The organism is Streptomyces sp. NPDC049577 (assembly GCF_040675635.1).
Classification (GTDB): Bacteria; Actinomycetota; Actinomycetes; order Streptomycetales; family Streptomycetaceae; genus Streptomyces.
On record NZ_JBFAPH010000216.1, the window covers coordinates 1 to 11,119 of the forward strand.

The window sequence follows — 11,119 nt, forward strand, 5'->3', positions numbered from 1 at the left end:
CGTTCACGTTCGGGTGACGAACAGACATCCGTGGCACATGTGGTCCCGCGTGCGCTATGCAAGGGCGATGGAACACGTACCGGTGGGGCCCGCCGCGGGGCTGGTCCTCGCGGCGGGGGGCGGGCGGCGGCTCGGCGGGCGGCCCAAGGCGCTGCTGGAGCGCGGCGGCCGGCCGCTGGTGGAGCTCGCGGTGGCGGCCCTGCTCGAGGGCGGCTGCGGCCTGGTGCAGGTGGTGCTGGGCGCGGGCGCGGCGGAGGTCCGGGCCCGCGCCGTCCTGCCGGGCGGCGTCGTCCTCGTGGAGAACGAACAGTGGCGGGAGGGCATGGGCTCGTCGCTGCGCGCGGGTCTGGCCTCGCTGGCCGGCACCCGGGCGGATGCCGCCGTGGTGACGCTCGTCGACCAGCCGTTCATCGGTGCGCGGGCGGTGGCGCGCGTGCTGGCCGCGCACCGGGCCGGGGCGGATCTGGTGACGGCGGCGTACGGCGGCATCCGTGGCCATCCCGTCCTGCTCGGGCGCGCGCACTGGGCCGCCGTCGCACACTCGGCCGCCGGAGACCGGGGCGCCCGGGCCTATCTGCGGGAACACGCCGGCGCCCTGGTCGCCGTCGAGTGCGGGGACGTCGCCGCGCCGGACGACATCGACGCCCCCGGCGATCTCCCCCTGCTCGACCGGGACTTCACCCCCGGCGCCCCTCCCGGTGGCACTCAGGGACACCATTGAAGTTCCGCTATGAGAAAACTATTCTCCACTGAGCAGAATCGCCGGCCGAAGGAGTGACACCCCATGCCCACACCAGCGCCGTCCCCGCTGGCCGTCGTCGACGCCCCCCGCCTGGACCGGCAGGAGGAGGTGCTGACCGAGGAGGCCCTGGCCTTCCTCGCCGCCCTGCACCGGCGGTTCACGCCCCGCCGGGACGAGCTGCTCGCCCGGCGCGCCGAGCGCCGCGCCGGGATCGCCCGTACCGGCGGGCTGGACTTCCTGCCCGAGACCGCGCACATCCGCGACGACCCCGACTGGCGCGTGGCCCCCGCGCCGCCGGCGCTCGAGGACCGGCGCGTGGAGATCACCGGGCCCGCCGACCGGAAGATGACCGTCAACGCCCTGAACTCCGGCGCCCGGGTGTGGCTCGCGGACTTCGAGGACGCCTCCTCCCCCACCTGGGAGAACGTCGTCCACGGCCAGCTCAACCTGATGGACGCGTACGCACGCCGCATCGACTTCACGACACCCGAGGGCAAGCCGTACGCGCTGCGCCCCGCCGCCGAGCTCGCGACCGTCGTCATGCGCCCGCGCGGCTGGCACCTCGACGAGCGTCACCTCACCGTCGACGGCCGGCCCGTGCCCGGCGCGCTCGTCGACTTCGGCCTCTACTTCCTCCACAACGCGCGGCGCCTGCTCGAACTGGGCAAGGGCCCGTACTTCTACCTGCCCAAGACCGAGTCGCACCTCGAGGCCCGGCTGTGGAACGACGTGTTCGTCTTCGCCCAGGAGCACCTGGGGCTGCCGCACGGCACCGTGCGCGCCACCGTGCTGATCGAGACGATCACGGCCGCGTTCGAGATGGAGGAGATCCTCTACGAGCTGCGCGACCACGCCTCCGGCCTCAACGCCGGCCGCTGGGACTATCTCTTCTCCCTCGTGAAGAACTTCCGGGACGCGGGCGAGCGGTTCGTGCTGCCCGACCGCAACGCCGTGACCATGACCGCCCCGTTCATGCGCGCGTACACCGAACTCCTCGTGCGCACCTGTCACAAGCGCGGCGCGCACGCCATCGGGGGCATGGCGGCCTTCATCCCCTCGCGGCGCGACCCGGAGGTCAACCGGACGGCGTTCGAGAAGGTCCGGGCCGACAAGGACCGCGAGGCGCGGGACGGCTTCGACGGGTCCTGGGTGGCCCACCCCGATCTGGTCCCCCTCGCCCGGGCCTCCTTCGACGCGGTGCTGGGCGACCGCCCGCACCAGAAGGACCGGCTGCGCGAGGACGTGCGCGTGACGGCCGGTCAGCTGCTCGCGGTCGACTCGCTGGAGGCCCGGCCGACCCGGGCCGGGCTGGTCAACGCCGTGCAGGTGGGGATCCGTTACATCGAGGCGTGGCTGCGCGGTCTGGGCGCGGTGGCGATCTTCAACCTGATGGAGGACGCGGCCACGGCCGAGATCTCCCGGTCCCAGATCTGGCAGTGGATCAACGCCGGGGTGGTGCTGGAGACGGGCGAGAAGGTGACGGCCGAGCTGGTCCGGCGCATCGCGGACGAGGAGCTCGCGGCCGTCCGCGAGGAGACCGGGGCGGCCTTCGCCGGGGGGCGCTGGCAGGAGGCCCACGATCTGCTGCTGCGGGTGGCCCTGGACGAGGACTTCGCGGAGTTCCTCACGGTCCCTGCCTACGACCGTCTCCGGGACGGGTACCGCTGATCTCGCCCGCGTGACGTGCGGCGCCGATCGCGGCGTCGCACGGTGGAGCGAGCGGGCTGCGGGCGTGCGCCCCGGGCACGGTGCACGCGCGCAGCCACGCGCGGAACAGGGCGCTCGGCCGGGACGGTCCGGTGGGGGCGCTCATCGGGTGCGGGCGTGGTCGACGGCGGCCGTGGCCAGTCCGGTGATCAGCGGGTGGGCGCGGGTGCCGTCGCCGTCCAGCTCCGGCTGGAAGAGGGCCGCCAGGAAGAAGGGGTGGCCCGGCAGTTCGGCGATGCGGACGTCGCCGGATTCGTCGGTGCCGGTGAAGGTCAGGCCGTGCTCGCGCAGGACGCCGAGGTGGCGCGGATGGGGGCCGTAGTTGCAGTGGTAGCGCGCCTGCGTGCGCTCGGCGCCGAGCAGCCGGGCGGCCCGGGAACCGCGGACGACCTTGACGGTGCCCTCGTGGCCGACCAGGGAGCAGGCCAGCGGGACGACGACGGCGTCCTCCTCGGCGACGCCCGGGTCGTTCTCGGCATGGCCGGCCCGGGTCACGCCGCAGACGTTGCGGGCGAACTCCAGCAGCGCGTGCTGGAACCCGCCGCAGGTGCCCAGGAAGGGGATACCGCCCTCGCGCGCCGCGCGGATCGCTTCCAGGACGGCGGTCTCACTGCGGTAGGGGCTGCCGGGCAGGACCCAGACCGCGTCGAATCCGTCCATGCCCGCTCCGGCGTCCTCGGTGGGGATCCAGTAGGCGTCCAGGTCCAGGCCGTCGCGCACCCGCATGGCCTCCAGGAGGCCGGGGATGCGGGTGTGGGAACGGACGGCGTCGGAGCGGTCGCCGACGAGGGCGATGCGTGCGGTGATGTGGTTCATGACGTCGATCCTGCGGCCCGGCCCCGCATCACGTCCAACGATGATCACTGCACTTCGCATAAGCGATACTGATGCACATGGATCCGCATCTGCTGCGCACTCTCGTCGCGGTCCTCGACCACCGTTCGTTCTCCGGCGCCGCCTCGGCCCTGGGTTACACCCAGTCAGCGGTCTCCCAGCACATCGCCGCCCTCGAGGCCGATCTGGGCACCCGGCTGGTCGAACGCCGCCCCGTGGCCGCCACGCCGGCCGGGGAGCGGCTGATGGAGCACGTGCCCGCCCTGCTGCTGCGCCTGGACGCCGCCCGCGCCGACCTCGCCCGGCTGCACCACGTCCGGCGCGCCCGGCTGGCCCTCGCCTGCTCGCCCGCCGCGCTGGGCCCGGCCGTCGCGCGGGCCCTGGCCCGGTTGCGGGGTGCCGCCGGGCCCCTGGACGTCGAGGTGCGCACGCTGGGCCGGGAGGCGGTGATCGAGGAGGTGCTCACCGGGCGCGCCGACCTCGGTCTCGTCGACGGCGCCGCCGCCCCCAGCGATCCGCTCCCGCTGCCCGATCTCGGGCCCACCACCACCCTGGCCGTGGCCGAGGAGCCGCTGGCGGTGCTCTTCCCCGGCGGCCATCCCCTGGCGGGGCGCGGCTCGGTGCGGCTGACGGATCTGACGGAGGCGCAGTGGATCGACGCTCCCGACACGGCGGTCCCCCTGGACCGCCTGCGCGCGGTCTGCCGCACGGACGGCTTCCGCCCCCGGATCCGCCACCACGGAACCGACCTGCACGGCCTCGCCGCCCTGGTCGCCGCCGGCCACGGCCTCGCCGCGCTTCCCTTGCCCCTGGCCACCACGCTCGGCGGCCCGGCGGTCCGGGTGACGGAGCCCCGCCTGGTGCACCGCACGGAACTCGTCCACCCGGCCAGTCCGACGGAGCCGGCCCGCCGGTTGGCAGACCTCGTCCGCCATGACCTGCCGGAGGGGCGCTAGGGACGTCCGGCAGCTCCGCGCCGGACTGCGGCCCGGCGCGAACACCGCCGGTCCGGCGGCATCGACGGCCGCCGCGACCGGCCCGTCGGCCCCGGTCCGCCGGCCCCGGTCCGCCGGAAGGGCGTCACGTCGCGATCGCCCCCACCGCCACGAAGCCGCAGATCAGTACCGCCAGGATGGCCAGCAGCGGCCACACGAAGCGCAGGTAGCGGTCGTAGCCCACCTTGGCCAGTGACACCCCGCCCACCACCACCGCCGTGGTGGGCACCCAGAGGTTCATCCAGCCGCTGGCCGCCTGCCAGGCGGTGACCGTCACCGCGCGCGAGACGCGGGCGAAGTCGGACAGCGGCGCGAGGATCGGCATGGCCAGCGTCGCGTGGCCCGAGGTGGAGGGGATCAGGAAGGCCAGCGGCAGGTTGACGACGTACACCAGGACGCCGAAGACCGCCGCCGAGGTCCCGGACACCGTGCCCTCGATCGAGTGCAGCACGGTGTCGGTGACCTTCGCGTTGTTCATGATGACGGTGACCCCGCGCGCGAGCACGATCACCAGGGCGGGTGAGATGAAGTCGGCCGCGCCCTGTACGACGGTGGCGCTCAGCCGCTGCTCGCCCAGCCGGGCGATGATGCCGACGAGCAGCGCGGCCACGATGAACAGGGCCGCCAACTGAGCGAAGGACCAGTCGAGTTCCCAGCCGTAGGGTGTGGCGTCGGCCCGGCCGGTGAGGGCGCTCGCCCACGGGATCACCGAGAAGATCATGAAGCTGAAGACGAGTGCGACGGTCGCGAGGACGGCCTTCTGCAGCCCGGTGAGCTCCGGCGGTTCGGCGGCCTGGGCCGCCAGTTCCCGGTCCCCGGGGAGGAAGCCGACCAGGGAGCGGGCGGGTTCCTCCCGCACCCGGTGCGCGTACCGCACCACGTAGCCGATGGCGACGGCGGTGAGTACCAGCCACATCGCGGACCGCAGGACGATGCCGTCGCCCAGCGAGATGCTCGCGGCCGAGGAGGCCACGCCCGTGGCGAAGGGGTTGACGGTGGAGGCCATGACGCCGACGCCCGCGCCGAGGATGATGGTGCCGGTGGCCACCATCCGGTCGTAGCCGAGGGCGAGCATGAGCGGGACGAGCAGCCCGTAGAAGCCCAGCGTCTCCTCGGCGAAGCCCTCGACCGTGCCCAGCAGGGAGAAGACGGTCATGACCCCGGCGATGAGCAGCGCGCCCCGGGCGCGCAGCCGGTGGGCGAGGCGTTCGATGCCCCGGTCCAGGGCGCCGGTGGCGAAGACGACGGTGATGAACGTGCCGATGGCGAGGACGAAGAGGAAGACACCGGCGCTGCCGTACAGCGTGCCGGCGGCGTCGGGGGCGACCTGGCCGGTCGCGGCGTCCCGCACGCCGTAGAGGCCGTTGACGGGTGCGAGGAAGAGGTCGCCGAGGCGGTGGACGAAGTCGCCCGGGGCCGCCTCGTGGTGGTAGCTGCCCTGGACCGGGTTGCCCTCGGGATTACGCCGGTAGGCGCCGGAGGGGATGACGAAGGTGAGGGCCCAGACGACGATGGTCACCGCCGCGAGGACGGTCAGCGCGCTGGGGAAGACGAAGCCGCGCTTCCTCCTCTCCGCTTCTTCCTGTTCCACGCCGGCACACCTCTCCGCGTCACCACCGGACCAGCACTTTGCCCAGATTGTGTCGTACGTGGCGTTTCTTCCGGGGGTGCCACGCGCTTGCCGCCGAGGTGGTGGAAGGCGAGGTTGAGGAGGACGGCCGTCAGACATCCTGCGCTGACGCCGGAGTTGAGGATGATCCTGAGGGTCGCGGGGATCGCGGGATCGTCGTAGAAGGTCCCGGAGACGACGGGGATCATGCCCATGCCGAGCGAGACGGCGGCGACGATCAGATTGTCGCCCCGGTCGAGCCCCGCCTCGCGCAGGACGTTGACGCCGCTCGCGGCGACCGTCCCGAAGAGCACGATGCCGGCCCCGCCCAGCACCGGCTGCGGGACGAGCGCGACGAGCGAGGCGACGGCCGGGCTCAGCCCGAGGAGGACGAACGTCAGCCCGCACACGGCGACGGTGTACCGGCTGCGCACCCGGGTCAGCGCGACCAGGCCGATGTTCTGGGCGAAGGCGCTGTTGGCGAAGCCGTTGAAGAGCGGCGCGAGGGCGGAGCCGAGCGTGTCGGCCCGCAGCCCCGCCGCGATGACCTCCTCATCGGCTTCGCGACCGACGATCCGGCCGAGCGCGAGCATGTCGGCCGTGCTCTCCGTCATACACACCAGCATCAGCACGCACATGGAAACGATCGCCGGCAGCGCGAGAACGGGGTGCCCGAAGTGGAAGGGCTCCGGGAAACCGACGAGGGCCGCCTGCCGGGTGGCCGTGGTGTCGACCGCGCCCGCCGGCAGGGCGACGAGCGTGCCGGCGACGAGTCCGAGCAGGATGGCGATCTGCCGCGCGAAGCCCCGCAGCACCCGGCGCAGGACGAGGACGATCGCCAGTGTCGCCCCGGCCAGGCCCAGGTTCAGGGGGGACGCGGGCCGCTCGGGATGGCCGCCCTGGATCCAGCCGAAGGCGACCGGCAGCAGGGTCATGCCGATGAGGGTGATGACCGTGCCGCTGACGACGGGCGGGAAGAAGCGCACAAGGCGGCCGAAGTACGGCGCGAGCAGGAAGCCCAGCACCCCGGCCACCATGACACCGCCGTACACGGCGGGGAGCGCGTCCCCCTTGCCGGGCATGGCGTCCGCGATGGCCAGCATGGGCGCCACGCCGGCGAAGGAGACGCCGTTGACGAACGGCATCCGCGCCCCCACCTTCCAGAACCCGATGGTCTGGAGCAGCGTCGCGACGCCGGCCGTGAACAGGCCGGCCCCGACGAGGAAGGTGAGGTCGGACGGGGACAGTCCGACAGCCGCGCCCACGACCAGCGGGGGCGCCACGACACCGGCGTAGCCGGCGGCGACGTGCTGGAGCCCGCCGGCGAGCAGCCGGCCGGGGCGGGGCACCTGGTCCACTGCGTGTGCTTCCGGGGCCATGCGGGACCTCCCTCATGGTGTTCGGCGTACCGGCCGGGGGGCACGGGCGAGAGGCTGTCCGCGCGCCCCCGGCCGGCGTGGCCCGGTGGGCCCCGCCCAGGGACCACCGGGTCCCGGCCGAGGGCCGTCCCCCTCGGCCGAGCTCTTCGAGTGCGGGCCGGTGGCCCGTCAGCCCGCCGCGATGCGGGCCAGGCGGCGGGACTGGTCCCGGGCGCGGCGGGCTATGTCGTCCTCGTCGGCGGTCAGCAGACGGCCGTGTTCGACGACCGGGCGCCCGTCGACCAGCGACAGCGTGACCGGCGCGGGCGGGCCCAGGACGAGGGCGGCCACCGGGTCGGCGATGGTGGAGTGCCCGAGGCCGTCGAGCTTCCAGAGCACCAGGTCGGCGAGCTTGCCGGGCTCCAGCGAGCCGGTCTCCCCGGCGCGCCCGAGCACGCGCGCGCCGCCGTGGGTGCCGAGCCGCAGCGCCCGGCGGACGTCCATGGCCTTCTCGCCGCCGGCGAGACGGTGCACCAGCAGGGTGTTGCGCAGCTCGGTGTGCAGCTCGCCGGACTCGTTGGAGGCCGTGCCGTCGACGCCGAGGCCCACCGGGACGCCCGCGCGCAGCAGCGCGGGCACGGGCGCCGTGCCGGCGGCCAGGCGCGCGTTGGAGGACGGGCAGTGCGCGACGCCCGTGCCGGTGCGGGCGAAGGCGGCGATGTCGGCGTCGTTCATGTGGACGCAGTGGGCCATCCACACGTCGTCGCCGAGCCAGTCGGTGGACTCGAAGTAGTCGGTGGGCCCCATGCCGAACCGCTCCTTGCAGAAGTGTTCTTCCTCCCTGGTCTCCGAGCCGTGCGTGTGCAGCCGGACGCCCTTGCGGCGGGCGAGCGCGGCGGCCTCGCGCAGCAGACGGGTGGAGACGGAGAACGGCGAGCAGGGCGCGACGGCGATGCGCAGCATCGCGTCGGGCGAGGGGTCGTGGTGGGTGTCGATCGCCTCTTCGGTGGCGGCCAGGGCGTCCTCGGTCGGCTCGACGGCGAAGTCGGGCGGCAGCCCGCCGTCGGACGTGCCGAGGTCCATCGAGCCGCGCGCGGCGTGGAAGCGCACGCCCAGTTCGCGGGCGGCCCGGATCTCCGCGCCGAGCAGGTCGCCGCAGCCCCGGGGGAAGACGTAGTGGTGGTCCATGGCGGTGGTGACTCCCCCGCGCGCCATCATCGCGAGGGAGGCGCGCGCGGCCTCGTGGACCATCGGCTCGTCGATGCGCGCCCAGGTGGGGTAGAGGGCGACGAGCCAGTCGAAGAGGCCGGCGTTCTGTGCGAGGCCGCGTGTGAGCCACTGGTAGAAGTGGTGGTGGGTGTTGACCAGGCCCGGTGTGGCGAGGTGCCCGCCGCCGTCGACGCGGCGCGCGACGTCCGGGAGGTCCCGTGGCGCGGGGCCGGGTCCGAGGGACTCGATGCGGTTGCCGGTGACGACGATGTGTCCGGAGGCGTACTCGGTGTCGTGCGCGTCCACGGTCGCGATGGCGCAGTTCTCGATGACGATGCGGTGGGGGGTCGCTGCCACGGTGGTTCCTCCGGGCGTCAGGGAAGGTTCGTCATGTCCACCGGGATGGCGGGTTCGGCTCCGTCGCGCAGGATGGTCGCCTCGATGAGGCCGTACGGGCGGTCGGCCGCGAAGTAGACCTCGTTGTCGTTCTTCAGCCCGAACGGTTCGAGGTCGACGAGGAAGTGGTGGCGGTTGGGGAGGGAGAGGCGTATCTCGTCGATCTCCGGCAGCTGTTCGATGACGCGCGCGCCCATCTGGTAGAGCGTCTGCTGGAGCGAGAGGGAGTAGGTCTCGGCGAAGGCGTGCAGCAGGTGCCGGCGGGTGTGCTCGTAGGCGAGGTCCCAGGGCGGCATGGGGGTCGCCTCGTCCGTCCAGCCGTAGCGCCAGCGGGCGTGGACCTGGGTGGCGAGGATGCGGTCGCGGGTCTCGGGGAGCGTGGTGTAGCGGTCCTTGACGTAGCCGTGGAACTCGGAGGCGGTGGAGTTGAGGACGGTGAGGTCCTTGAGTCCGGAGACGATCTGCCAGCGATGGCCGTCGTAGCCGATCTGCGCGGTGCGTATCTCCTGGTTCTTGCGCACGAAGGAGTGCTTCGCCTCCCCGGCGCCCGGGGCCTCGATGCGCTCCCAGGCGTACTCCTCGATGCGGATCCGGGCGGTGCGGATGGCGTCCTGGCTGGTCACGAAGTGCCGGGCCAGATGGATGCCGAACTCCTCGGCGGAGTCGACGCCGTGCTCCTTGGCGAAGGCGAAGACGGTGTTCTTGGTGGCGTCGGTGGTCAGGACGTTGGCGTTGGAGCCGGTGAGGTGGACGTCCTCCATGTCCCCGGTGAGGGAGACGGAGACGTTGAGGTCCTTGATGTGGTGGGTGGCGCCGTCGCGAGTGATCCGTACGACGCGGTTCTCCGCCTTGCCGTACTGGTTCTGGCCGAGCACGGCCGGTCCGGGGCGATCGTCGGTCATGGGCTTGCTAGCTCCCTCGGTATACGGAGTAGCCGAACGGACTGAGCAGCAGCGGTACGTGGTAGTGCTCGCCGGGTGTGACGGCGAAGGTGACGGTGACCTCGGGAAAGAACGTTTCCCCGGTGGCGGACGGGTGCCCTGTGGTCTCGAACACCAGCCGGGCGCGGGTGCCGGGCTCCGCCCGCGGCAGCGGGGGGAAGACGCAGCGGCCGTCCGCGTCCGTCGCGGAGGCGGCGTGCGGCCGCCAGTCCGCGCCGCCCTTCTCCCGGACCGACAGGCTCACGGCGATGCCCGGGGCGGGGCGGCCGGCGCCGGTGTCCAGGACGTGCGTGGAGACGGAGACCGGACCCGGTTGTTCGAGGAGCCGGGCCAGCCGGATCCGGTTGATCTTCGCGAGTTCGCGTCGTGCGGTCGTGCGTTCGCGGTCGGGCGGTTCGCCGATGCGGTGGCGGATCGCGTCACGCAGCTGTCCGGCGGTGAGGCCGGTGGCGCAGATGAGGAAGACGTGCCCGAACTTCTCCTGGTAGGCCAGGTTGAGTTCGCGCATCTCCGCCGTGAGCGCGGCGGAGGCGTCCGCCATGCCGCGCTGCTCGCGGGCGGACGTCTCGTCCCCCGGTTGCGGCCGGCCGATGGGCGGGTGCCCGGCCATGGCCTCGGCCAGATCGTCCGGGCCGAGCCGTTCCGTGGCGGCCTCCGCGGCCGCCAGCAGGGACTCGGCATCGCGGTACGGACGCCCCGCGAGGATCTCCTCGCCCCACGCGGCACTCGCGCAGACCTCGTGCAGCGCGGCCCGGGCGTCATCCTCCCCGGCCGCGTTGAACCGGGTGAGCCCCGGCGTCGAACTCGCAGACACGGCAACCTCCGTGGCGCTTGTCGCTGCGCTCGGACGAGCTGCGCATAGCCAACCCCCTGCGGGGCCCCGCGTCAACAGTTTGTTGAACTCTGCCCGGGGTCCGGCCGGCGCACCGGTCACAGGGGCTCACCGGGCTCGGCGGTCCGCGCCGCCGACGATTCCCGGTTGAGGTAGTTGTAAATGGTGAAGCGGCTGACGCCGAGCGCGGCGGCCACCGTTTCGACGCCGTGCCGGAGGGAGAAGGCGCCGCGCGTCTCCAGGTTGCGCACGACGCGTTGTTTGGTCTTGCGGTCCAGTTCGGCGAGCGGTTTGCCGTGCCGGCGCTCCAGGTCCGCGAGGATGCCGTCCAGCGAGGCGGACAGATGCGGCAGCCGTACGGCCACGACTTCGCGGCCCTCCCAGCAGAGCACCACGTCGTCCGGCCCGGCCTGCTCGGGGTCGAGCAGCGTCCCGCCCATCGCCGTCCTCCCACTTCACACCGGTGTACTGGGCGATGAGCCCGTCACCGGCCTTG

10 protein-coding genes are annotated in these 11,119 nt (G+C 73.2%); 3 read left to right on the forward strand and 7 right to left on the reverse strand.

The features are described 5' to 3' along the window. The first annotated feature begins 67 nt into the window (after positions 1 to 67). Both AB0K09_RS22465 and aceB read left to right on the forward strand, forming a co-directional pair. Positions 68 to 721 carry a nucleotidyltransferase family protein gene (locus AB0K09_RS22465; protein WP_366067154.1) on the forward strand — a complete coding sequence of 218 codons (654 nt, stop codon included), beginning with the start codon at positions 68 to 70 and terminating at the stop codon, positions 719 to 721. Between the two features lie 63 nt (positions 722 to 784). Then, a complete protein-coding gene (gene aceB, locus AB0K09_RS22470; protein ID WP_366067155.1) occupies positions 785 to 2,410 on the forward strand; it encodes a malate synthase A in 1,626 nt (541 codons plus the stop codon). A gap of 141 nt (positions 2,411 to 2,551) precedes the next feature. Here the strand turns inward: aceB and AB0K09_RS22475 are convergent, their stop codons facing one another. After that, complete coding sequence (locus AB0K09_RS22475) at positions 2,552 to 3,265, reverse strand: hypothetical protein (protein ID WP_366067156.1); 714 nt, start codon at positions 3,263 to 3,265, stop codon at positions 2,552 to 2,554. Positions 3,266 to 3,342: 77 nt separating this feature from the next. Here AB0K09_RS22475 and AB0K09_RS22480 point away from each other — a divergent pair, with 77 nt between their 5' ends. Beyond that, positions 3,343 to 4,239 carry a LysR family transcriptional regulator gene (locus AB0K09_RS22480; RefSeq protein ID WP_366067157.1) on the forward strand — a complete coding sequence of 299 codons (897 nt, stop codon included), beginning with the start codon at positions 3,343 to 3,345 and terminating at the stop codon, positions 4,237 to 4,239. Between the two features lie 124 nt (positions 4,240 to 4,363). On the opposite strand, the gene AB0K09_RS22485 is transcribed toward AB0K09_RS22480, so the two are convergent. From AB0K09_RS22485 to AB0K09_RS22510, 6 genes are all read right to left on the reverse strand, one after another. Continuing rightward, positions 4,364 to 5,869 carry a YfcC family protein gene (locus tag AB0K09_RS22485; protein ID WP_366067158.1) on the reverse strand — a complete coding sequence of 502 codons (1,506 nt, stop codon included), beginning with the start codon at positions 5,867 to 5,869 and terminating at the stop codon, positions 4,364 to 4,366. Beyond that, positions 5,812 to 7,266, reverse strand: coding sequence for a nucleobase:cation symporter-2 family protein (locus tag AB0K09_RS22490; protein WP_366067159.1), 1,455 nt, complete (start codon positions 7,264 to 7,266; stop codon positions 5,812 to 5,814). Before AB0K09_RS22490 ends, AB0K09_RS22485 begins: the two co-directional genes overlap by 58 nt. A 168-nt stretch (positions 7,267 to 7,434) precedes the next feature. After that, positions 7,435 to 8,811: an 8-oxoguanine deaminase gene (locus tag AB0K09_RS22495; RefSeq protein ID WP_366067160.1), complete on the reverse strand. Its 1,377-nt coding sequence runs from the start codon at positions 8,809 to 8,811 to the stop codon at positions 7,435 to 7,437. A gap of 17 nt (positions 8,812 to 8,828) precedes the next feature. Next, complete coding sequence (pucL, locus tag AB0K09_RS22500; RefSeq protein WP_366067161.1) at positions 8,829 to 9,752, reverse strand: factor-independent urate hydroxylase; 924 nt, start codon at positions 9,750 to 9,752, stop codon at positions 8,829 to 8,831. Positions 9,753 to 9,759: 7 nt separating this feature from the next. Beyond that, positions 9,760 to 10,605 carry a 2-oxo-4-hydroxy-4-carboxy-5-ureidoimidazoline decarboxylase gene (gene uraD / locus AB0K09_RS22505; protein ID WP_366067162.1) on the reverse strand — a complete coding sequence of 282 codons (846 nt, stop codon included), beginning with the start codon at positions 10,603 to 10,605 and terminating at the stop codon, positions 9,760 to 9,762. Positions 10,606 to 10,721: 116 nt separating this feature from the next. Next, the gene (locus AB0K09_RS22510) at positions 10,722 to 11,063 is read right to left on the reverse strand and encodes a helix-turn-helix domain-containing protein (RefSeq protein ID WP_366067163.1); all 342 of its coding nucleotides are present in this window, start codon (positions 11,061 to 11,063) and stop codon (positions 10,722 to 10,724) included. Positions 11,064 to 11,119: the final 56 nt, after the last annotated feature.